Origin of the sequence: Paraburkholderia sp. MPAMCS5, from assembly GCF_036016995.1 — a bacterium.
In the GTDB taxonomy this organism is placed as follows: domain Bacteria; phylum Pseudomonadota; class Gammaproteobacteria; order Burkholderiales; family Burkholderiaceae; genus Paraburkholderia.
In genome coordinates, this window is record NZ_JAYXBK010000001.1 from 645705 (window position 1) to 667217 (window position 21513).

General features: G+C 66.3%; 20 protein-coding genes. 11 read left to right on the plus strand and 9 right to left on the minus strand.

Translation table 11 applies throughout. The features are described 5' to 3' along the window. Positions 1–8 precede the first annotated feature (8 nt). From VOM14_RS03035 to VOM14_RS03055, 5 genes are all read right to left on the minus strand, one after another. Positions 9–851, minus strand: coding sequence for a formylmethanofuran dehydrogenase subunit C (locus tag VOM14_RS03035; protein WP_327627174.1), 843 nt, complete (start codon positions 849–851; stop codon positions 9–11). Beyond that, positions 848–1807, minus strand: a complete 960-nt coding sequence (gene fhcD, locus VOM14_RS03040) for a formylmethanofuran--tetrahydromethanopterin N-formyltransferase (RefSeq protein WP_327627175.1) — start codon at positions 1805–1807, stop codon at positions 848–850. Before fhcD ends, VOM14_RS03035 begins: the two co-directional genes overlap by 4 nt. A gap of 10 nt (positions 1808–1817) precedes the next feature. After that, complete coding sequence (locus VOM14_RS03045; protein ID WP_327627176.1) at positions 1818–3539, minus strand: formylmethanofuran dehydrogenase subunit A; 1722 nt, start codon at positions 3537–3539, stop codon at positions 1818–1820. Continuing rightward, complete coding sequence (locus tag VOM14_RS03050) at positions 3536–4930, minus strand: formylmethanofuran dehydrogenase (protein WP_327627177.1); 1395 nt, start codon at positions 4928–4930, stop codon at positions 3536–3538. The genes VOM14_RS03045 and VOM14_RS03050 overlap by 4 nt, the downstream gene beginning before the upstream one ends. 303 nt (positions 4931–5233) lie before the next feature. Beyond that, positions 5234–6007 carry a HisA/HisF-related TIM barrel protein gene (locus tag VOM14_RS03055; protein ID WP_327627178.1) on the minus strand — a complete coding sequence of 258 codons (774 nt, stop codon included), beginning with the start codon at positions 6005–6007 and terminating at the stop codon, positions 5234–5236. 15 nt (positions 6008–6022) lie between these two features. Here VOM14_RS03055 and VOM14_RS03060 point away from each other — a divergent pair, with 15 nt between their 5' ends. The 3 genes from VOM14_RS03060 to VOM14_RS03070 all read left to right on the plus strand — a co-directional run bounded on the left by VOM14_RS03060 (position 6023) and on the right by VOM14_RS03070 (position 8968). After that, positions 6023–7075, plus strand: a complete 1053-nt coding sequence (locus tag VOM14_RS03060) for an ATP-grasp domain-containing protein (protein ID WP_327627179.1) — start codon at positions 6023–6025, stop codon at positions 7073–7075. Continuing rightward, positions 7072–8235: a hydantoinase/oxoprolinase family protein gene (locus VOM14_RS03065; RefSeq protein ID WP_327627180.1), complete on the plus strand. Its 1164-nt coding sequence runs from the start codon at positions 7072–7074 to the stop codon at positions 8233–8235. The genes VOM14_RS03060 and VOM14_RS03065 overlap by 4 nt, the downstream gene beginning before the upstream one ends. Positions 8236–8377: 142 nt before the next feature. Next, complete coding sequence (locus tag VOM14_RS03070; protein WP_327627181.1) at positions 8378–8968, plus strand: amino acid kinase family protein; 591 nt, start codon at positions 8378–8380, stop codon at positions 8966–8968. Positions 8969–9011: 43 nt separating this feature from the next. Here the strand turns inward: VOM14_RS03070 and VOM14_RS03075 are convergent, their stop codons facing one another. From VOM14_RS03075 to pqqA, 3 genes are all read right to left on the minus strand, one after another. After that, a complete protein-coding gene (locus tag VOM14_RS03075) occupies positions 9012–9779 on the minus strand; it encodes a (5-formylfuran-3-yl)methyl phosphate synthase (protein ID WP_327627182.1) in 768 nt (255 codons plus the stop codon). Positions 9780–9853: 74 nt separating this feature from the next. Next, the gene (locus tag VOM14_RS03080) at positions 9854–10438 is read right to left on the minus strand and encodes a DUF447 domain-containing protein (RefSeq protein WP_327627183.1); all 585 of its coding nucleotides are present in this window, start codon (positions 10436–10438) and stop codon (positions 9854–9856) included. 98 nt (positions 10439–10536) lie between these two features. Then, positions 10537–10611, minus strand: coding sequence for a pyrroloquinoline quinone precursor peptide PqqA (pqqA, locus tag VOM14_RS03085; protein ID WP_013342881.1), 75 nt, complete (start codon positions 10609–10611; stop codon positions 10537–10539). A gap of 378 nt (positions 10612–10989) precedes the next feature. On the opposite strand from pqqA, the gene VOM14_RS03090 reads away from it, so the two are divergent. The 8 genes from VOM14_RS03090 (at position 10990) to rpe (ending at position 20052) form a co-directional block, all read left to right on the plus strand. Continuing rightward, on the plus strand, positions 10990–12489 hold the full coding sequence (locus tag VOM14_RS03090) for a form I ribulose bisphosphate carboxylase large subunit (RefSeq protein ID WP_327627184.1): 1500 nt from the start codon (positions 10990–10992) through the stop codon (positions 12487–12489). A gap of 122 nt (positions 12490–12611) precedes the next feature. Next, on the plus strand, positions 12612–13040 hold the full coding sequence (locus tag VOM14_RS03095; protein ID WP_327627185.1) for a ribulose bisphosphate carboxylase small subunit: 429 nt from the start codon (positions 12612–12614) through the stop codon (positions 13038–13040). Between the two features lie 3 nt (positions 13041–13043). Continuing rightward, positions 13044–14033 carry a CbbX protein gene (gene cbbX / locus VOM14_RS03100; RefSeq protein WP_327627186.1) on the plus strand — a complete coding sequence of 330 codons (990 nt, stop codon included), beginning with the start codon at positions 13044–13046 and terminating at the stop codon, positions 14031–14033. A 25-nt stretch (positions 14034–14058) separates the two neighbouring features. Then, on the plus strand, positions 14059–15174 hold the full coding sequence (locus tag VOM14_RS03105; RefSeq protein WP_327627187.1) for a class 1 fructose-bisphosphatase: 1116 nt from the start codon (positions 14059–14061) through the stop codon (positions 15172–15174). Between the two features lie 63 nt (positions 15175–15237). Further along, complete coding sequence (locus VOM14_RS03110; RefSeq protein WP_327627188.1) at positions 15238–16110, plus strand: phosphoribulokinase; 873 nt, start codon at positions 15238–15240, stop codon at positions 16108–16110. Between the two features lie 56 nt (positions 16111–16166). Then, positions 16167–18230: a transketolase gene (gene tkt / locus VOM14_RS03115; RefSeq protein WP_327627189.1), complete on the plus strand. Its 2064-nt coding sequence runs from the start codon at positions 16167–16169 to the stop codon at positions 18228–18230. 52 nt (positions 18231–18282) lie between these two features. Next, on the plus strand, positions 18283–19320 hold the full coding sequence (gene fba, locus VOM14_RS03120) for a class II fructose-bisphosphate aldolase (RefSeq protein ID WP_327627190.1): 1038 nt from the start codon (positions 18283–18285) through the stop codon (positions 19318–19320). A 21-nt stretch (positions 19321–19341) separates the two neighbouring features. Beyond that, positions 19342–20052: a ribulose-phosphate 3-epimerase gene (rpe, locus tag VOM14_RS03125; protein WP_327627191.1), complete on the plus strand. Its 711-nt coding sequence runs from the start codon at positions 19342–19344 to the stop codon at positions 20050–20052. A 24-nt stretch (positions 20053–20076) separates the two neighbouring features. Here the strand turns inward: rpe and VOM14_RS03130 are convergent, their stop codons facing one another. Then, complete coding sequence (locus tag VOM14_RS03130; RefSeq protein ID WP_327627192.1) at positions 20077–21459, minus strand: DUF6513 domain-containing protein; 1383 nt, start codon at positions 21457–21459, stop codon at positions 20077–20079. Positions 21460–21513: the final 54 nt, after the last annotated feature.

A 21513-nucleotide genomic window follows, 5' to 3' on the forward strand; every position in this document is an offset into this window, starting at 1 on the left:
TCCTTGGGTTAGCTCATCACGAGTATTTCGCCGCGTCCGTCGACGGCGACATCGCCCGCATAACGGCGCGGCAGATTCGCCGCGCGCCACTGCGAAAAGGGCGCGATTTCGCCGGCGAGACTGCGGGTGAGCAACGACCAGAATACGTCGAAGCCGCGGCCGCCCTCGGTGAAGGTCGGCGGCAGATTCGTGGGACGCTGCGCGAGCAGCAGCGTTCCGCGTCTCATCCCGTATGCATAATGCGCGCCCAGTTGCCCGGCCACGCCGATGGTGCCCGCCACCAGCCGCGACGCCGCGAACTCGCCTGCATTGCCGCCGACGAGCACGAGGCCGCGGCGCATGCGGTCGGCGAGACGCGCGCCCGCGTTGCCGTGAATCGTCAGCGTGCCGCCCGTCATGCCCTCCATGTCGCCGGCGAGCGCGCCCGCCGCGAAATCGCCGCAATGGCCCCTCACCGTGAGGCGTCCGCCGCGCATTTCGCACGCGGTAAAGTGGCCCGCGTCGCCGTCGATATGCAATACGCCGCCGGTCATCTGCTCGCCGCAGTGATCGCCCGCCGAGCCGCGCACGAAGAGCCGGCCTTGCGTCATCCGCGCGCCGATGCGGTCGAGCCATGACGCGGCGTTTTCTATCACCAGGATCGTGGCATCGGTGTCGGCGTCGGTGTCGGCTTCGCCGCTGCGCGAAATGTCGAAGACATCGCCGGCCACGCATCGGTCATTGCCTGCGGGCAGCACGAGGCGCTCGATCTGCGCGACGGTCATCGCCGCGAGCGGCGCGGGCAGCAACGCGGCAGCGTCGACGCGAAAGCCCGGCGCGGTCTTCACGCGCAGCGTGGTCACGACACTCATGCGCTGCTCCCGCCGACGCCCGCCGCCAGTCGATGAAGATGAAAGTGATAAGGCCCGAGCTTGCCGCCGTAATTGCCCGCCGAAATGCGCAGCAGGCCCGCCGTGCGTCCGAGCCCCGCAGCCGCGACCATGCCCGCCGTCATCGCCGCGCCGACGTCCGCCTCGGTGAGCCCGTCGATCACGATTTCGAGCACGCAGCCCACTTCCGCGCCCAGTTCGCTGCGCGCCGACAAACCCACGAGCGTCGGACAGAACGCGTCGTTGGTGGAGGCAGTGGCGCCCCGGTACTTCGAGCCGACCTTCGATCCCGAGCGCACGACGCCGCCCGGAAACGGCATGATCACGCTGGGCAGCCTGCACATCGCGGCGACGGCCGCCTCGGAGGCCGCCAGCGCGGCGTCGATATCGCGCGCGAGGAAGATCAGGTTGCCGCCGCCGACGGCCTTCACCGTCGGCGCGCTTTCTTCGCAGACGAACTCGCCGTCCATCACCGGCACGCGCCAGTAGCGCGTGTCGCCGAGCATCTTCGAGATCTGCCAGCCGTCGCCGAAAAAACGCAGGTTCTTGCCGAGCGGCGCGAGATCGGACAGCGGCGCGCGGCTCGTTTCAGGATCGATGCCGCGATACACGGCCGTCGTGGGGCACGTGAGCACGCATTGCCCGACGCGCCGCTCGATCTGCTTCGCCAGTTCCTTCGACGACACCGCGAACAGCAGCACCGCGACACCCGGCCGGCCATCCGGCGTCTCGCCGCCTTCGAGCGTTCGCTCGACGCCCGCCTCGCAGCCGCAGCCGATCACCGAAGTCGCGAAGCCCGTCAGCGAGCGCGCCGCGTTCATCGCCCACGCCGGCGTGTGCGCGGTGATGACGAGCCGCGTCGCCTTCATCGGAAACGCTTCCGCGAAGGTGGCGTCGATCGTCGTGCCGTTGATCTGGAGGAGCGCCGGGTCGTTCATCGTATGCGGTTCACCTTGTGCGCAGTCCGGCTTCGCCTTGCGCAAAACACGCGACCGGCAACAGCTTGCCGCCGCGGCAACAGTGACAGGCTTCGTCGTCGCTGATCGCGGCGTGCGCGAAGTTGCTCGCGAGATTCGCTTCGCTATAGGCGCGCACGCGCTTTTCGATGCCGCGGTCGAATTCGGGCGACACGTAGTGGATGCCGCCTGTCGGCGTCGAGACGAGCGTGCCGTCGCGCGCGACGAGCTGGCCGTCCTTGAATACATAGGCGGGCGACGTGAACATGCGCTCGCGATCCGGATCGTCGCGATACACGGCGATGTCCGCCGCCGCGCCCACGCCCAGATGGCCGCGATCACGCAGGCCGAGCAGGCGCGCCGGTCCCGCGCGCGTGACGACGGCGATCTCGTACAACGAAAATTCGCGCGTCAGTTGCGGCAGCGCGGCGGCCACTTGCGCGTCGGCGTTGAGCTTCGCGAGCTGTTCGTCGCGAAACGATTTGTCCATTAAAAGACGGATCAGATGCGGATAACTCGTGAACGGGCCGCCGTTCGGATGATCGGTGGTCATCGCGACGCGCCACGGGTCGTCCACGAGCAGAAAAATTTCGAGCCCGATGATCCACTGCAACGCGTTCACATAGCTTTGCTCGCGATAGCGGAACGGCACCACGCCGCAGCCCGCATCGCATTCGATGTCGCCGACCACCCACTTGTGCGGCCGCGCGAGCGGCGCGTTGCGGAACTGCATCATCGTGTCGCCGGAGGCCGTGACGGTCTGCCCGAAAATGATCTGACCGACGTCGATCGAAACATTGGGCCGCGCATTCACCGCCTCGGCAATGCGGCGCGCGCCCGACGAAAACTTTTGCGGCCCCTCGACGCCATAGCTATGAAACTGGATATGCGTGAGATGAACGGGCAGGCCGTCGGCGGCGTCCATCGTCGCGATGGTCGAATCGATATTGCCCGGCACGCCGAGATTGCTCGCGTGCACATGCAGCGGATGCGGCACGCGCAACTCCGTCAACGCGCGCGTCAGCGTGCGGAGCACGTCGCGCGGCGTGATGCCGTAGTGCGCGTGCGGCTCGTCCACATCGAGCGAGCGCTGGTTGAACTTGAAGGCCGAAATGCCGCCCGGATTGACCACCTTCACACCGAGCGCCTTGCTTGCATGAATCGTCCAGCCGACGTAATCGCGCAGGCGCTCGAAATCGTCGCGTGCGGCGAGCATCTGGAGGAACAGTTCGTCGTTGCCGAGCATCACGTACGCGCCGTGATCGATGATCGGCGTGTCGCCCATTTCCAGATGCGTGTGACGCGCGTTGGACGGCATCATCGCCGGTTCGAACGCCGCGGTGTAGCCCATTTCGGCGTAGCGGTAGCCAGTGGCGAGCGTGCCGGGCGTGCACACGCCGCACGAAGGCAGCCGCAGATAACGGCCGTGCGCGTCCTGCACCGATTCATACGCGGCGTCGCGTATTGGGTCGTTGCGATGATCCTCGGGCAGCAGGAGACGCGACAGATTCATCTTGCCGCCGCCAATATGCGAATGCATGTCGATGCCGCCTGCCATCACGATCATGCCGGTGGCGTCGTATTCGCGGTCGGCCAGCACGTCGGCGGGCACATCGACGATGCGGCCGTCGCGCATCGCGAGGTCGCGGCGCTCGCCGTTCACGCCGTTGGCCGGATCGTAGAGCGTGCCGCCTTTGAGCCGGATCAGCGTCATGGCTGCACCCGCGCGGCAAGTTGCGCCGCGATCGCCGCGACGCCGGCAAGCGTGGATGACGGCGTGGACGAAAGCGCCGACCCGCGCGCGGCGGTGAGCGGCATCACCACGCAACCATCGACGCGAAACAGATGGCCGCCGCTGTCCACGCCCGGCGTCGCGACAGGGATGAACACCGTGCCCTCTCCGCGCTCGCGCGCGGCTTGCGCGAGCGCGGGATGACCGAGCACGATCGCCGGAAGATCATCGGGCAGCGCGCGCGGCCACATGGGCGGCGCGAAACTGGCGACCCACAGCAGCGCGTCGATCTCGCGCCCGGCAAAGAGACGCTCGGTGCGATAGCGATACGGATCGTGGTCGAGCGGCGCGGTCCCCGCGAGGCGCGCGGGCGTCGACACGCGCGTGCGAAGCGGCAGTCCCGACAGCCAGGTGACGGTCTGGTTGACTGTCAACGCGCCGTCATCGCCGCCGAGCGCGAGGCAGCCCGCGCGCGCGGCCAGATTCGACGCCTTGACGATGCGGTTCAGCGCTTCGATCAGCAACGCGGCATGCGGGCCGGGCAACGAAGCGGGCTCGTAGACGAGCACGGTGTAACGCGCCGAGGCGATGCGCTGTTGCAGCGCTTCGAGCGTTCGCAGCGCGGCGGTTGTGTGCGGCGCGTCGTCGGTCAATGCGTTGGGCGCGCGGCCATCGCTGATGGCGGACCACAGCGCGAGCGTATCGAACGGATCGGCGTCGGGCAGGATCGAATCGACGCGCACGTTCGCCAGCACGTTCGCCGCCGGATCGGGCGCGCAGCCGATGAACATCAACTCGCGCGGCGTCGATGTGCCCTCGATCGTGCGCGCGAAAAAGCGCGGATAACGCCGCGACGGCTGACAGCCGAAGAACAGCAGCAGGTCGGCGCGCGCGCGCACTTCGGACAGCGTCGTGAAGAACGAGCCGCGATCCTGCAACGCGTGCGTGGCCGCGCTCAGCGCATCGCCATGCACATGATCGAGGATCGCGCCGCAGCTTGCGGCTAGCGTGTACAGCGCGCGCGCGCCGCCGACATCGGTTGCGAGCGCACCGAACAGCGGACGACGCGCTGACGACAGAATCCGCGCGGCACGTGCGAGCGCGGCGTCGAGATCCACATCGTGTCCATCGACGCTCGCGCGGCACTGCGCATCCGCGGCGCCGTAACACGCGAGCGCTTGCGCGAGGCGAGGACACGCGGTGTCGTGCACGGAGAGCGTGGCGTCGTCGTGCGATTCGACGGCGAGGTCGTCGCACAGCAGCGGACAGAAGGGGCAGACCCAGTGGCGCGTCGCGGACGCGGCCGACGCGGCGGGCACGTTGGACGCACCCGAAGGGCTGGATGTCGACGGATCGGTGGGCGAGGGATGCATGGGGCGACTTTTAGCAAGCTCCATGCCGGTACATTCGACCGTGCGCCGCCACTTCATGCCATTTGCTACGAGCCGCACGGCGAACCGCGCACCGCTTGTCCAACCTTCTGCTTAAAGGACTGCAAGCATGGCGAGCCGCGCGCGACCTTGCTTCGGCCGTGCCGCCGCGCACTGCTCCGATTCGGCGCGCCGCACAATTTGTGTGTCGATCTGGAGCAGAGTGTCACGCGCGGCTCGATAAAGCTTGCGTTTGTTTACCCGAACCCCTCGTTCGCCGATTGGCATGGAACTTGTTTGGCTCGCCTACGTCGATGCCGCGAGCGGCATGCCGAGCCGGCCGTCGTGCAGCGCGGAGGCGACAAGCCAGGCGCTCGCGCCGGTTTGCGCCGCAGCGGCCAGATCGTCGCGATGACGAATGCCGCCCGCGCCGATCACGTCGGTATAAGGCGGCGCGTCGGCACGAATGCGTTCGAAGGTGGCGAGATCGGGGCCGTCGTAGCTGCCGACCTGATCGAGCGTCATCGCGATGACCCGGCGCGGCCAGCTCAAGTGCGCGGCGTCGAAGGTGTCGGATCGTGCGCCGGCGGTGAGCAGTTGGCCGGCGCGATGGTCGAGGGACAGGATGGGCGACAGGCCGGCGGTGTCGGCGGCCTGCAGCGCGCCGGCGTCGCGCAGCGTCTCGCTGCCGAATACCGGCACGAGCGTCGCCGGGCGCGCGAGGGCGTCGCGCTTGCCGTCGCGCTTGCCGTCGATCTTGCCGCTTGCGTCGATGCGCGCGAACAGCGCCTGCATCGACCGGTAGTCGGTAAAGCCCGCGTCGAGCCAGATCTCGATGCCGGGCAGCGAGGCACGCAACGCGGCAAGCGTGTCGACGTGAGGGCACTGCTGAAGGATTGCGCCGAGGTCGGCGATATAGAGCGTGCGCGCGCCGCTCGCAGCAAGCAGCGCGCGGGCGATGTGAAGCGGCTCGCCGGCGGCGGCGAGCGGCGAGCGGATGGGCCGATAGGCCGTGCGTTCGCCGCGCACCGCGCGGACCACGTGGCCGTCGAGCAGATCGAGAACCGGTATCACCTGCATGTGGGGGCGCTTCCTTTGACCAGGATCTTTGTTTTCGAGTATCTCACCGGCGGCGGCATCGACCCGGCGCTCGCCGGCGCGGCAAGCCTCGCCGATCTGAGCACGCTGATTGTAGAAGGCCGCGTGATGCGCGATGCGCTCGTCGCCGATCTGCGCGAGATCGACGGCGTCGAGGTGAGCTTCGCAAGCTCGCGCTTCGAATCCGTCGATCCCGCGCTCGCTCATTGTATGGCCGCGCCCGGCGAATCGATGACGGCCTTCGTCGCGCGCGTGGCGCGTGAGCACGATTACGCATGCATCATCGCGCCCGAATGCGACGGCTTGCTGCTGCATCTTTACGACGCGGTCGGCGCGGCGCGCTGGCTCGGTTGCGCGAAGGAAGCGATTCGCGTCGCGTCGAGCAAGAGCGCGAGCGCGGCCTGTCTCGCGGCGCATGGCATCGCGACGACCCCGGCCATCGAGCCCGGCGAGCCGCTCGCTCACGCGGCCGGCCGCTGGGTCGTGAAACCGGACGACGGCGCGGGCGGCCTCGACACTTTCGTGTTCGACGACTTCACGGCGGCTTGCGCCGAATACGAAGCACGCGCGGCGGCCGCGCGGCATCCGGTGCTCCAGGCGTGGGTGGACGGCGAGCCGCTGAGCCTTTCGCTGATCGGCGATGGCGAGCGCGTCGAACTCGTGAGCATCAACCGGCAACGCATTGGCCTGTCCGACAGCAAGGCGCCGGGGCATTGCGCGGGCATCGTCGAATTCGACGGCGTGACGGTCAATCAGATCGATACGGCGAGCGCACAGGGGCAGGTGCTGCGCGTGCTCGCGGAGCGTGTCGCGAAGGCGATGCCGGGACTGCGCGGCTTTGCCGGCATCGACGTGGTGTGGCATCCGTCGCGCGGGCCCGTCGTGATCGAAGTCAATCCGCGCCTCACGGTGGCTTACGCGGGACTCTCGGCGTCGCTCGGCGGCAATCTCGCGGTTGCGTTGCTGGCGGCGCATGGCGTGCAGGTCCGCCAGAGCGCGCGCGAGACAAGCGCTTACGCCGCGCAAGATGCGTGCGGAGCGCGGCCATGAACGCGCCGCGCGTGGCGAGTGGACCCGCAAGCGTCTCGCGTGGCGCGCCGGTGTTCGGCTGGGACGTCGGCGGCGCGCACGTCAAGGTGTCGATGAGCGATGCCGGCGGCGTGCGCGATGTCGCGCAATGGGCGTGCCCTTTGTGGCAAGGACTCGACCATCTGGAGCGCAGCATCGAACTCGTGTTCGAACGCTGGCCCGTCGCGCGGACCGATGCGGCGCGCCACGCGGTCACGATGACCGGCGAAATGGTCGATCTCTTCGAAGACCGCGCGCATGGCGTGGCCGCGATTACCACCGCGCTTGCGAGGCGGCTCGGGCCGCGCGTCGTGTTCTATGCGGGCGAGGCCGGCTGGCTCGCGCCGCGCGATTGCGCGCACGGCTGGCGCAGCGTGGCGTCGGCGAACTGGCTGGCCACCGCGCGCTGGGTCGGGACGCGCGTGGCGGACGCGCTTCTGATCGACATCGGCAGCACCACGACCGACATCATTCCGATTGTGGGCGGCCGTGTGGTCGCGCGGGCATCGACGGATGCGGGGCGGCTCGCAACCGGCGAACTCGTGTATCAGGGTGTTGTGCGCACGCCGCTGTGCGGCATCGCGCAGCGCATCGAATCGGGCGGAGCCGTTGTCAACGTGATGAACGAATGGTTCGCGACCACGGCGGACGTTTATCGTCTCACGGGCGAACTCGCGCCGCACTACGACCTGTACCCGAGCGCCGACCAGGGACCGAAAACGGAGGCGGCCAGCCGGCGCAGGCTCGCGCGGATGATCGGCCGCGATGCGCACGACGCGGGCGACGCCGAATGGCGCGCATTCGCGCTGCGTTGGCGCGCGCTGCAACTGCGCGAGATCGGCGCGAATCTGACGCGCGTGTCGGCGGCGCATCCTGGCCTCGCCGTCGCGCCGCTCGTCGGCGCGGGCTGTGGACGCTTCCTCGTGGCGGCGCTCGCGCGCGAGGAGGCGCGCGGCTATATCGACTTCGGCGCGCTGGCGGGCGGCGCGGCGGATCGGGCGGATCGCGGAGAGCAGGCGGATTGCGCGGATTGGGCGGCGACGTGCGCGCCGAGTGTCGCCGTGGGGCTGCTCGCGGCGGCGCATGACATGCAGGCAGGCGAGAACGGCGACAGCATCGACGCCACGTCGCGAGCGGCGTGATGGAGAAGGAACGCAAGCCGACGCAAGCACGCGCAGCGCCGCAGCCAACATTGCCGGAGGAGGCCGGCGCACAACACAGACAGACGGGCTCGCGGAGAAGCGCCCAGGCAAACGAGGTCAATCGCAAACGAGGACAACGATCATGTGGGTGGTCAAGATCGGGGGTAGCCTGAGTCACGAGCCGGCGCTGCGCCAATGGCTCATCGAGCTATGCGAGGTAGGGGGCGGGCGCATCGTGATCGTGCCCGGCGGCGGCGATTTCGCCGACAAGGTGCGGCAATACCAGAGCGAGTGGAGTTTCGACGACCTCGCCGCGCACAACATGTGTCTGCTCGCGATGACGCAATACGCGCTGCTCATGCAAGGCGTCCTGCCCGAACTGGTGCTTGCTTCGAGCGAGGCGAAAATCCGCCGCGCGCTGCGCGACGGGCACGTCGCCGTGTGGGTGCCGACAGCGCTGATGCGCGACACCCCCGACGCGATGAGCAATTGGGACACCACCTCCGACAGCCTCGCCGCCTGGCTCTCGACGATGCTCAACGCCGAGCGCCTGATCGTCGTGAAGTCATGCCCGATCGCGGGCAACGAGCGGCTGGAGACGCTCGCCGCCGCGGGCGTGGTGGACCGGCGCTTTGTGGATTACGTGAACGAAGCCAACTACGTGGTCGAGCTTTTCAACAAGGACCATGTCGAGCTGATGCGCGACCGGTTGCTGAATACACCGGTAATCTAGGGGGGGTTGCGCGGCATGCGTCGCGTGCGCATCCACGCCTGCATCAGGCGCGGGCCGCGCCGGCTTCGAAAGAATCCGCCGCGACGTCCGTGGCATGAAGGCCGCCCGAGCGCCGATGCAGCGCCTCGGCCCATTGCGCGACGCGCCGCGGATCGAGCCGCGAGCGCCGTCCATCCACACACAACGCCGTGCGAAAACCCGCCACGTCCGGCGCAAGCGCGCGAATCTGTTCAAACTGCGCTTCGCCGAGCGAGCCTGCAATGCCGCACATCGCGCCTCGCGCGCGCGTGAGCCGCAGCCATCCGGCGAGCGTATTCGTGTCGACATGATCGAATAGCGTGCTGCCGTCCTTCGCCCACGTGTCGAACATCACGCCGACGAAACCGAGCGCCGCCGCGTGAGCGACTGTCTCGCTGTCCATGCCGCCGCGCATGCCGCCGCTTATGCCGCCATCGCACAACAAAACCGGCACCACGGCGGCGGGCAGATTCGCGAGTTGTTCGAGGCAGCGCCGCGCTGCAGGTCCGCCCGTCACGCCCACCTTCACATAATCGACGCCCGTGTCGCTCACTTCGATCACGCGCGCGGCGATTTCATCGAGCGCATCGGACGGCACATCGCCGATCGTCGCGCTGATCGGCTTGACCGGATAACGCGCGCGCAACTCACGGACGATCCACGCAATGTCGCCGGTCGATACGCCGCCCAACGCGCCCGCGTTCGGCTCCTTCAGGTCGATGAGATCCGCGCCGGCGCGGGCGGCGTCCAACGCTTCATCGTTCGAGCGGACGCTCGCGAGCAATGCGGTCATCGTGTTCTCCGAAAAAGGACGGGAAAGACGGGCTGTGGAATGAAGCAAACGAACGAGGGAACCCGGCGAACTCACTAGGCGGCGCGGCCACCCGGCGTCGCGCTGCGCTCGCGATGTCGCGCGATGGCTGACGTGAGCCAGCCCCACGCGGTGCGTTCCGCGTCGCCCGCGGTTTTGTCGATGGCGATCTGCAAATACGCCATTTCGCGATCGACCTTGTCCGCAGGCAGCATGAAAAGCCGGCTCACGAGAATCGAGCCTTCCACTACCGCGGCCTGCGCGCGGTTGAAGCCCGCGAACGGCGCATGCGTTTCGCGGTGCACGCATTTCATGCGCAGTACGGGGCGCTCGTTGTCGTCGCGCAATTCGTCGAGTTCGAGTTCCGCATGCGCGAGCGATTGCGCGAGTCTCACGCTCGCCACACGGCTCGCCGCCTGCGTCGGCCAGTCGGTCGCGCAATGCGTGACGCAGCCCGCGAAAACGCGGACATCGGTGGTGAAATTCAACACCGCTGCCCGCGTGGCGAGGATATTGTCGAGCGTCACGGACGGACGAAACGGCGAGAGGATCACAAACTCGCCTTCGTAACGGGCTCCCATCGGCGCGATATGAGGACGGCCATCGCACGCGGCGGTAGTGACGATCGTTTCGTGAATCATGGGATGGGAACGCGCGTCCTGGCAGCGCCAAGGCCGCCCATTTAGCTAACGATTAACCATCGGTTCGCAGAGGGCCGCGCGATGCGGCCCATGCGGGCTTAACGCGTTGCGATATACATCGTGATTTCGAAACCGAAACGCATATCGGTGTAACTCGGAGTCGTCCATTGCATAGGTGCTTCCTCCATCGGTTCATAACAGCGTTACGCCGTCGGCCCGGCAGAGCGCCGGGCTTCATAGGCAGAATGGGCCACGCAAGCTCCGTGCCGGAGCGCCGGCGCACGGTTTCATGCGGCGCGTGCTTCGCCGCACTGTGCCGATAATGCAGCAAAGTGTTCCATGCCGCGCGAAAGACCCTGCTGCGCGTGTCACCTTGCGAGCGCCCATGACGACGATGTTCTGAAACCGCGCCCCGCGATGTGCGATCGATAACGGATCGATTAAGTCTGCCAAATAAAATCGTGAATTCTCAACGATGACGTCCTTGCCTACAGTGCACACAAGCGCTTCGTTCTTCCGGCAGCGCGCCTGTCCACCATCGAGGATACGTCATGAACGATTTCAGTCAACCGGTGATCGAGTCCCTCCACAAGCCGCGCAACGCGGGCGACCCTCGCGAGCGCTATGCCGCGGGCGTCATGAAGTATCGCGAGATGGGCTACTGGCAACCGGATTACACGCCGAAAGACACGGACGTCATTGCGCTCTTTCGCATCACGCCGCAACCGGGCGTCGAACCGGAAGAAGCGGCGGCGGCCGTGGCCGGCGAATCGTCGACGGCCACGTGGACCGTGGTGTGGACCGACCGGCTCACCGCGTGCGACATGTACCGCGCAAAGGCCTACCGCGTCGATCCGGTGCCGGCTTCGAACGCGGCCGAGCCGCAGTATTTCGCGTACATCGCGTATGAGCTGGATCTCTTCGAAGAGGGCTCGGTCGCGAACCTCACGGCGTCGATCATCGGCAATGTGTTCGGCTTCAAACCGCTGAAGGCGCTGCGGCTCGAAGACATGCGCATACCGGTTGCTTACCTGAAGACCTTTCAGGGTCCGCCGACCGGCATCGTCGTCGAACGCGAGCGGCTCGACAAGTATGGCCGGCCGCTGCTCGGCGCCACCGTCAAGCCGAAGCTCGGGCTGTCGGGCAAGAACTACGGCCGCGTCGTCTACGAAGGTTTGCGCGGCGGCCTCGATTTCCTGAAGGACGACGAGAACATCAACTCGCAGGCTTTCATGCACTGGCGCGACCGCTTTCTGTTTTCGATGGAAGCGGTGAACCGCGCGCAAGCGGAAACGGGCGAAGTCAAAGGCCACTACCTGAACGTGACGGCCGGCACGATGGAGGACATGTATGAGCGCGCCGAATTCGCGAAGGAACTGGGTTCATGCATCGTGATGATCGACCTCGTGATCGGCTGGACCGCGATTCAGTCGATGGCGCGCTGGGCCCGCAAAAACGACATGATTTTGCACCTGCATCGCGCGGGACACAGCACGTACACACGGCAGCGCAATCACGGCATTTCGTTTCGCGTGATCGCCAAGTGGCTGCGCATGGCGGGCGTGGACCATGCGCACGCGGGCACGGCGGTCGGCAAACTGGAAGGCGATCCGCTGACCGTGCAGGGCTTTTACAACGTGTGCCGCGAGGCGCGCAACGATGTGGACCTGTCGCGCGGCATTTTCTTCGAGCAGCCGTGGGCCGGTTTGCGCAAGGTGATGCCAGTGGCCTCGGGCGGCATTCACGCGGGGCAGATGCATCAACTGCTCGATCTGTTCGGCGACGACGCGATCCTGCAGTTCGGCGGCGGCACCATCGGCCATCCTTCGGGCATTCAGGCGGGCGCGGTGGCCAACCGCGTCGCGCTCGAAGCGATGGTGAAGGCGCGCAACGAGGGCCGCGACATTCTTCACGAAGGACCGGACATTCTCGAAGCGGCGGCGCGCTGGTGCGGGCCGCTGAAGCAGGCGCTCGACACCTGGCGCGACGTGACCTTCAACTACGCGTCGACCGATTCGCCGGATTTCGCGGCCACGCCGACGGCGGCGTAAGTCATTGGCCTGAGCGCCGGCGCGTCCAATTATTTTCGATGCGGGCTCGCGGCAGTGCATAGGCACTGCGCGTGAGACTGTGCGCGCCGTTTCGAACATTGCTATGAAAAACGAGGTACGTCATGCGTATTACACAAGGCACGTTTTCTTTCCTGCCGGAATTGACCGACGACGAAATCAGCTTGCAGATCGACTATGCGCTGCGCCAGGGCTGGGCCTGTTCCGTCGAATTCACCGACGACCCGCATCCGCGCAACACGTATTGGGAAATGTGGGCTTTGCCGATGTTCGATTTGCACGATGCAGCCGGCGTGTTGCAGGAAGTGAAGGCCTGCCGCGCCGCGCGGCCGGATCACTACATCAAGGTCAATGCGTTCGATTCGGTGCGCGGCTTCGAGACGATGCGCCTGTCGTTCATCGTCAACCGGCCGGATGAGGAGCCGGGCTTCCGTCTCACGCGGCAGGACGGGCAGGCGCGTGTGCAGCGCTACGGGCTCGCGGGCTATGCGGGCGACCGGCCCTCGGGCAAACGCTACGGTGCGGAGCGCTGAGACATGAACCTCGCACTGCCGCCGCATATCGATCTCGCCGCGCTCTATCGCGACTCCGGGATCGGCGACGTGCTCGCCGAACTCGACCGCGATCTCGTCGGCCTCGCGCCCGTGAAGACGCGCATTCGCGAGATCGCCGCGCATCTGCTCGTCGAACGCGCGCGCGAATCGCTCGGTCTCGCGAGCGGCGCGCCGACGCTGCATATGTGTTTCTCGGGCAATCCGGGCACTGGCAAGACCACGGTCGCGCTGCGCATGGCCGAGGTTCTGCACCGGCTCGGCTACATTCGCCGCAATCATCTGGTTTCGGTGACGCGCGACGATCTGGTCGGGCAGTACATCGGCCATACCGCGCCGAAAACGCGCGACGTGCTGAAGCGCGCGATGGGCGGCGTGCTGTTCATCGACGAAGCGTACTACCTGTACCGTCCGGAAAACGAGCGCGACTACGGTCAGGAAGCGATCGAAATCCTGCTGCAGACCATGGAAAACCAGCGCGACGATCTCGTGGTGATCCTCGCCGGCTACGCGTCGCGCATGGAGGTGTTCTTCGAGAGCAATCCGGGATTTCGCTCGCGCATCGCGCATCACATCACGTTTCCCGATTACGGCGACGCGGAATTGCTCGACATCGCCGAGCGCATGCTTGCGACCCTGCACTACCGGTTCGACGCCGATTCGCGGCGCGCATTCGCGGACTATCTCGCGCTGCGCACCCGCCAGCCGAATTTCGCCAACGCGCGTTCCGTGCGCAACGCGCTCGACCGCTCGCGGCTGCGCCAGGCCAATCGTCTGTTTGCCTCGGCGATGCATGGCGGCGCGCCGATCGACGCAGCCGCGCTGTCGCTGATCGCCGCCGAGGACATTCGCGCGAGCCGCGTGTTCGCCGAGCGGCATGCGCCGGGCAATGCGTCAGGCAACGCATCAGACGATGCATCAGCCGAAGCACCAAACGAAGCACCAAACGAAGCGCCGCCCGCGCCGCCAGGCTAACGCAGAACAACCTCAGGAGATCGCCATGCAAGACGGACGCACGACCCTTTCGAAGTTTCTGATCGACACCCTCGACCGCCAGCCTTGCGTGGCAGGAGCGGCGCAAAACGCGGGCCTTTCCGCGCTCCTGATCGACGTGGCCGCCGCCATCAAGTCGATCTCGGCGATGCTCACCAAGGGCGCGCTCGGCGGCAATTACGGCTCGGCGCAAAGCGTCAACACGCATGGCGAGGAACAGAAGAAGCTCGATGTCGCCAGCAACGAAATCTTCGTGCAGCAATGCGAGTGGGACGGACTACTCGCCGCGATGGCCTCGGAGGAAATGGAGCGCGTCTACACGATTCCGCCAGGTTATCCGCGCGGCGATTATCTGCTCGCATTCGATCCGCTCGACGGCTCGTCGAATATCGACATCAACGGCGTGGTCGGCTCGATCTTCTCGGTGCTGCGCAATGTGGACGACGTGGGCGCCGATTCGCGCGGCGCCGTCGGCGAATCGGCCTTCCTGCGGCCAGGGCGCGAGCAGGTCGCGGCGGGCTACGCGGTCTACGGCCCCTCGACGATGCTCGTGCTTTCGGTCGGCAACGGCACGCATGGCTTCACGCTGGAGCGCGACATCGGCAACTTCGTGCTCACGCATTCGAATATCCGCATTCCCGAAGACACGGTCGAGTTCGCCATCAACGCGTCGAACGAACGCTTCTGGGAGCCGCCGGTTCGCCGCTATGTGCAGGAGTGCAAGGACGGCCGCACCGGCTGCCGCACGGAAGACTTCAACATGCGCTGGATCGCTTCGATGGTGGCGGAAGTGCATCGCATCCTGATGCGCGGCGGCGTGTTCATGTATCCGCGCGACTCGAAGACGCCAACCATGGAAGGGCGTCTGCGTCTTCTGTACGAGGCCAATCCGATGAGCTTTCTCGTCGAGCAGGCGGGCGGCCTGTCGATTACAGGCCGCGAGCGCATTCTCGATGTCGTGCCGCACGCGCTGCATGGCCGCGTGCCGGTGATTCTCGGCTCGCGCAACGAAGTGGAGCGCATTGGCCGCTATCACGGCGAATATGACCGTGGCGAAGACCAACCCTTCACGTCGCCGCTTTTTGGCCGACGCTCGCTTTTTCTGCCGGGCTTCACGGCGTAGCCGCACGAAACCCGCACGCACGACAAGCGGCCGATCAGAACACCCTTATCCGGAGACAAGCGCATGTCAGTCAAACACCCGATCATCGCGGTGACCGGTTCGAGCGGCGCCGGCACCACGACCGTGATGAAGAGTTTTACCCATATTTTCAGGCGCGAAAAGATCAACGCGCAGACTGTGGAAGGCGACGCGTTTCATCGTTACGACAGAAGCGGCATGCGCGAAGCGATGAAGCAGCACGAGCGCGATGGCGTGGCGAACTTTAGCCATTTCGGACCGGAGGCGAATCTGCTCGAGGAACTGGAGGCGCTCTTCGCCAGTTACGGCGAAAGCGGCGCGGGCAAGTTCCGTCATTACGTGCACGACGAAGCGGAAACGCGCCTCTACAAGCAGGACGCCGGCACCTTCACGCCATGGGAAGACGTGACGCCCGACACCGATCTGATGTTCTACGAAGGCCTGCATGGCGCGGCGGTGACGGAGCGCATCGACATCGCGCGGCACGCGGATCTGCTGATCGGCGTCGTGCCGATCATCAACCTCGAATGGATTCAGAAGCTGCATCGCGATCAGACCCTGCGCGGCTATTCGCACGAGGCGGTGGTCGATACGATCTTGCGGCGCATGCCGGATTACGTGAACTACATCTGTCCGCAGTTTTCCCGCACGCATGTGAATTTCCAGCGCGTGCCGACCGTGGATACGTCGAACCCGTTTATCGCGCGAGAGATTCCGCAGCCCGACGAGAGCTTCGTGGTGATCCGCTTCGCGCGGCCCAAGGGCATCGACTTCCAGTATCTGCTCACCATGCTGCACGACTCGTTCATGTCGCGCCCCAACGTGATCGTCGTGCCCGGCGGCAAGATGGGCCTTGCGATGCAACTCATCTTCACGCCGATGATTTTGCAACTGATCGACCGGCGCTCGCGGGCCTGACGCCGAATGAAGGCTGAACGCGAAACACCTGGTGTTCTTTTCGAAGGAGACATTCGATGAGTGCCGTCGCAGAATCGATTGCAATACCTGACACCCGCTTGATGGCCGACGCGCTGCGAATGCTCGCCATCGACGCAGTGGAAGCCGCGAAGTCGGGCCACCCGGGCATGCCGCTCGGCATGGCGGACATCGCCGTCGCGTTGTGGGAGCGGCATCTGAAGCACAATCCGCGCAATCCGGCATGGCCTGATCGTGACCGCTTCGTGTTGTCGAACGGACATGGCTCGATGCTGTTATACGGGCTGCTGCATCTCACCGGCTACGACCTGCCTGTCGACGAGCTGAAGCGCTTTCGTCAGTTGCATAGCAGGACGCCGGGGCATCCCGAAGCCGGCGTGACGCACGGCGTGGAAACGACCACGGGCCCGCTCGGCCAGGGGCTCGCCAACGCGGTCGGCATGGCGCTCGCCGAGGCGCTGCTCGCGCGCGAGTTCAACCGGCCCGGTCATGCGATCGTCGATCACCGCACGTATGTGTTCGCCGGCGACGGCTGCCTGATGGAAGGCATCTCGCACGAGGCGGCGTCGCTCGCGGGCACGCTGAAGCTCGACAAGCTCACCGTGCTCTACGACGACAACGGCATTTCGATCGACGGCCATGTCGCGCAGTGGTTCAACGACGACACGCCCGCACGCTTCGCGGCCTATGGCTGGCACGTGGTGCGCGACGTGGACGGCCATGACGTCGATGCGGTAGACCGCGCATTGCAGGACGCGCGCGCAGCCGCCCGACCCACGCTGATCTGCTGCCGCACGGTGATCGGCAAAGGGGCGCCCGCAAAGGCAGGCACACACGACGTGCACGGCGCGCCGCTCGGCGCCGAGGAGATCGCGAACACGCGGCGCGCGCTCGGCTGGCCACATCCGCCGTTTGCGATTCCAGCGGACGTGCGCGCGCTTTGGGATGCAAGCGAGCGCGGCACGACGGCGGAAGCTGACTGGCGACGCCGCTTCGAAGCGTATCGCGAGCACTATCCGCATGAAGCCGCCGAATTCGAGCGCAGAACGCAAGGCGCATTGCCCGCGCATTGGCGCGATACGGTCCGCGCGATGTTGCGCGATGCGGACAGCGCAGCGCAAACCGTTGCGACGCGCAAGGCCTCGCAACAAACCATCGCCGTGCTGGCTCGCGCGTTGCCCGAATTGCTGGGCGGCTCGGCGGATCTGACCGGATCGAATCTCACGAGCTGGCCGGCCGCCGTCGATATTCATGCCGACAGCACCGGCTTGCAGGGCGGCAACTATCTGCACTACGGCGTGCGCGAATTCGGCATGAGCGCGGCGATCAACGGCATTGCGCTGCATCGCGGGCATCTTGCGTTCGGCGGCACGTTCCTCACGTTTTCCGATTACTCGCGCAACGCGCTGCGCATGGCCGCGTTAATGAAGACGCGTTCGATCTTCGTGTTCACGCACGACTCGATCGGACTCGGCGAGGATGGCCCGACGCATCAGTCGGTCGAGCACGCGGCGAGCTTGCGGCTGATTCCGGGACTCGACGTCTGGCGTCCGTGCGATACCGTCGAGACCGCGCGCGCGTGGGCCAGCGCGATTGAACGCGACGGGCCGACGTGTTTGCTGCTCAGCCGCCAGAATCTGCCGTTCGTCACGCGCGGCAGCGACCAGATCGACGCGATGGAGCGCGGCGCGTACGTGTTGCGCGACTGGCCGGATGCGAGCGCGGCGACACCCATGCGCTCGCGCGTCGTGCTGATCGCCACCGGCTCCGAAGTCGCGCTTGCACTCGATGCGCTCGCGCCGCTCGCCGACGCGGGCATCGCGGCGCGCGTCGTGTCGATGCCTTCCACGAGCGTGTTCGACCGCCAGCCAGAGACGTGGCGCGATGCCGTGTTGCCGCCGGGCGTGCCGCGCGTTGCGATAGAAGCGGGCGTGCGCGCGTTCTGGCGTCAGTACGTGGGTCTCGAAGGCGGCGTGGTGGGCATCGACACCTTCGGCGAATCCGCGCCCGCCGCCGCGCTATTCGAACATTTCAGGCTGACCACGCAGGCCGTGATGGACGAAGCGCGACGCGTCACAGCGTGCGCGTCACGCGTCATCTAATGCCCGAACCAAGCAGCGCGACAGCATTCGTTTCGACTTCAAGGAGTGTGCAATGGCCTTCATCGCTTTGCGTCAACTATTGGATCACGCGGCCGAACACGGCTACGGCGTGCCCGCGTTCAACGTCAACAACATGGAGCAGATTCACGCGATCATGCAGGCCGCGCAGGACACCGCGAGCCCGGTGATCCTGCAGGCGTCGGCGGGCGCGCGCAAGTATGCGGGCGAGCCGTATCTGCGGCATCTCGTGCTGGCCGCGCTCGAAGCGCATCCCGACATTCCGCTCGTGCTGCATCAGGACCACGGCGCGAGTCCGGCGGTGTGTCAGCAGGCCATTCGTTCGGGCTTCACATCGGTGATGATGGACGGCTCCTTGCTCCCCGATCAGAAAACGCCCGCCACGTATGACTACAACGTGGACGTGAGCCGTCGCGTGGTCGAGGCGGCGCATGCCGTGGGCGTGTCGGTGGAAGGCGAACTCGGTTGTCTCGGTTCGCTCGAAACTGGCACGGCGGGCGAGGAAGACGGCGTCGGCGCACAAGGGCAGCTCGCGCGCGACGATCTGCTGACCGATCCCGGCGAGGCGCAGATTTTCGTGGAGACGACCGGCGTCGACGCGTTGGCGATTGCGATTGGCACCTCGCACGGCGCGTACAAATTCAGCCGCCAGCCGACCGGCGATATTCTCGCCATCGACCGGATTGCCGAGATACACGAGCGCATTCCGAACACGCATCTCGTGATGCACGGTTCGTCGTCGGTGCCGCAGGAATGGCTCGCGGTGATCCGCGAATACGGCGGCGACATTCCGGCCACGTACGGCGTGCCCGTCGAGGAAATCCAGCGCGGCATTGCGCACGGCGTGCGCAAGGTCAATATCGACACCGACATCCGGCTCGCGATGAGCGGCGCGATGCGCAAGTCGATGGCGAATGCGCGCGCCGAGTTCGATCCGCGCGCCGCGTTGAAGGCGGCGACGGCGGCCGCGCGCGCGGTCTGCGCCGAGCGTTTCGAGGCGTTCGGCTGCGCGGGCCAGGCGGCGCGCATCAAGCCCTTGCCGCTCGAAGCGATGGCGCACCGCTATCACTGAACGCCTTGCAAGGAGACGGCCATGCGCGAGTTTCTGATTGCCCCTTCGCTGCTGTCGGCGGATTTTGCGCGTCTCGCCGGCGAAGTTCGTGACGTCACGGCGGCCGGCGCGGACTGGATTCATCTGGACGTGATGGACAATCATTACGTGCCGAATCTGACGGTCGGGCCGCTCGTGTGTTCGGCGATCCGGCCGCATACGCGAGCGCCGATCGACGTTCATCTGATGACGATGCCGGTCGATCCGCTCGTGGCGAGCTTTGCGCAAGCGGGCGCGAACACCATCAGCTTTCACCCCGAGGCATCGTTGCATGTGCATCGAACTATCGAACTGATCAAATCGCATGGCGCGCGCGTGGGGCTCGCGCTCAATCCGGCCTCGCCGCTCGCGCTGCTCGATCATGTGATCGAGCGGCTCGACGTGGTGCTCGTGATGTCGGTGAATCCGGGCTTCGGCGGGCAGGCGTTCATTCCTGAGACGCTGGAAAAACTGAGCGTATTGCGCGAACGCGTCGATGCAACGATGCAGCGCACGGGCCGGCCGTTGCTGATCGAAGTGGATGGCGGCGTGAAGGCGTCGAACATCGCGGACATCGCGGCGGCAGGCGCGGATGTGTTCGTGGCCGGCTCGGCGGTATTCGGCGCCGGCGATTACGCGCGGGCCATCGGCGAGATGCGCGGCGAGCTGGCGCGGGTCGAAGTCAGCGAAGCCGTTCTCGCGCAAGCGCGTTGAACGGCCACGTCGAGTCACAACGTTTCAACGCTTTTTCTTTGTCTCGCCCGGCGCGCACCACGCCGACAGATCCTGTTGCGGCCGCTCGATCGCGCAGCCCCAGTCGAGCGGCTGATCCTGATCGAAGCGTTTGCCGAGCCGCCATGCAATCTCGGCGCGCGCGAGTTGCACGCCCATATAGAACGCGTGGCCGCCGTCGGCTTCGAGACGCAGGTTCGGATAGAACTCGAACGGATCGCCCGCGCGAAGATGTCCGTCGCGGTTATAGACATGCACGCCTTCGCTGCTGACCTGCACGCGAAAGTTCGGGTCGCGCACGTTGCTCGCGAATTCGTCGATTTCTGCGGCGCTGTAGGGAAACGGGCGCTTCGCGTGAACCGTCGCGAGATCGCCGTCGATGCCCTTGGGCAGCACGTGCGCTTCGCGCGCGGCGTGCATCACGCGGCGCGCGACGTCGGCTTCGCGCACGGCACGCCGCGCGTGCAGACTCACGGACGTGGTGAGCACCGCGCTCACGCGAAGCTCCGCCGCCATGCCGAGCAACACGGCGTTGATGCCGCTCGTATCCGCTTCGGTGAGTTCGGTCACGTTGCCGACGCCCATCATGATGGCCACGTCCGGATAGCGCTCGCGCAGCCTCACGTAACGCGCGATCGACGTGGCGAGGCCGAACGGAATCGGATCGAGAATCGGGTCGGCGAGAAACGCGCGGCCGCGCGCGGCAAGAAGTTCGATGGCGGCATCGAGCGAAGCAGGGTCGCCCGGCTCGCGTGCGACGAGAATCGGCGTGGACGGCACTTCGTCCGCGATCCACAGCGTGTCGAGATTCAGGCTCATCAGATAGTCCGCGCCCGCACGGCCGCCGCGTAGCAGTTCGTCGGTGCGCATCGAATCGACACTCACGCGATAACCCTCGGCCTTCAATCGGCGCACGGCATCTTCGAGATGCGGAAACGGCGTTTCCGGCAGGCAGCCAATGTCGATCACATTCGCGCCCTGCGCCGCATAGTCGCGCGCGCGCTCGGCAATGCGGTCGAGATCGAGACGCGGCGCATCGACGATCTCCGCGAAAATCTCGGTCTCGTAGCGCGACAGATCGACGGGCTGCGCTTCGCGGCCAAAAAACTGCGGCAGGTCTTTCACTTCTTCCGGGCCGCGTTCGAAGGGCACACCGTAGTGTTCGGCCAGCGCGGCGAGATCGCCCCGGCAGCGTCCCGGCACGATCACGCGCTGCGCCGCGAGCGGCGCGAGCACGCGGCGGCGGATCATATCGGCGGTCATGAGCGCGGCGACTTGCAGGCCGATCTCGCGAATCTCCCAGCTAAACGGTGTGGGCGCCATGCTGTCGAGCACGCGAATCAGGCTCTTTTCGGCGAGCCGGCCAGTCAGGAAAACGATGTGGTCCATGTCAGTGCGCCGCGGATTGCCTCGCGCGCACGAGCCCGTGTTCCAGGCGCCGCG

What these genes read in the sequence shown, in the direction of transcription:
- tkt (WP_327627189.1), top strand. Translation starts at nt 16,167, where the DNA reads ATGAGTGCCGTCGCAGAATCGATTGCAATACCTGACACCCGCTTGATG.
- rpe (WP_327627191.1), top strand. Translation starts at nt 19,342, where the DNA reads ATGCGCGAGTTTCTGATTGCCCCTTCGCTGCTGTCGGCGGATTTTGCG.
- VOM14_RS03065 (WP_327627180.1), top strand. Translation starts at nt 7,072, where the DNA reads ATGAACGCGCCGCGCGTGGCGAGTGGACCCGCAAGCGTCTCGCGTGGC.
- VOM14_RS03045 (WP_327627176.1), bottom strand. Translation starts at nt 3,539, where the DNA reads ATGACGCTGATCCGGCTCAAAGGCGGCACGCTCTACGATCCGGCCAAC.
- VOM14_RS03090 (WP_327627184.1), top strand. Translation starts at nt 10,990, where the DNA reads ATGAACGATTTCAGTCAACCGGTGATCGAGTCCCTCCACAAGCCGCGC.
- VOM14_RS03110 (WP_327627188.1), top strand. Translation starts at nt 15,238, where the DNA reads ATGTCAGTCAAACACCCGATCATCGCGGTGACCGGTTCGAGCGGCGCC.
- fhcD (WP_327627175.1), bottom strand. Translation starts at nt 1,807, where the DNA reads ATGAACGACCCGGCGCTCCTCCAGATCAACGGCACGACGATCGACGCC.
- VOM14_RS03105 (WP_327627187.1), top strand. Translation starts at nt 14,059, where the DNA reads ATGCAAGACGGACGCACGACCCTTTCGAAGTTTCTGATCGACACCCTC.
- VOM14_RS03080 (WP_327627183.1), bottom strand. Translation starts at nt 10,438, where the DNA reads ATGATTCACGAAACGATCGTCACTACCGCCGCGTGCGATGGCCGTCCT.
- VOM14_RS03035 (WP_327627174.1), bottom strand. Translation starts at nt 851, where the DNA reads ATGAGTGTCGTGACCACGCTGCGCGTGAAGACCGCGCCGGGCTTTCGC.
- VOM14_RS03050 (WP_327627177.1), bottom strand. Translation starts at nt 4,930, where the DNA reads ATGCATCCCTCGCCCACCGATCCGTCGACATCCAGCCCTTCGGGTGCG.
- VOM14_RS03070 (WP_327627181.1), top strand. Translation starts at nt 8,378, where the DNA reads ATGTGGGTGGTCAAGATCGGGGGTAGCCTGAGTCACGAGCCGGCGCTG.
- cbbX (WP_327627186.1), top strand. Translation starts at nt 13,044, where the DNA reads ATGAACCTCGCACTGCCGCCGCATATCGATCTCGCCGCGCTCTATCGC.
- VOM14_RS03055 (WP_327627178.1), bottom strand. Translation starts at nt 6,007, where the DNA reads ATGCAGGTGATACCGGTTCTCGATCTGCTCGACGGCCACGTGGTCCGC.
- VOM14_RS03095 (WP_327627185.1), top strand. Translation starts at nt 12,612, where the DNA reads ATGCGTATTACACAAGGCACGTTTTCTTTCCTGCCGGAATTGACCGAC.
- VOM14_RS03075 (WP_327627182.1), bottom strand. Translation starts at nt 9,779, where the DNA reads ATGACCGCATTGCTCGCGAGCGTCCGCTCGAACGATGAAGCGTTGGAC.
- VOM14_RS03130 (WP_327627192.1), bottom strand. Translation starts at nt 21,459, where the DNA reads ATGGACCACATCGTTTTCCTGACTGGCCGGCTCGCCGAAAAGAGCCTG.
- fba (WP_327627190.1), top strand. Translation starts at nt 18,283, where the DNA reads ATGGCCTTCATCGCTTTGCGTCAACTATTGGATCACGCGGCCGAACAC.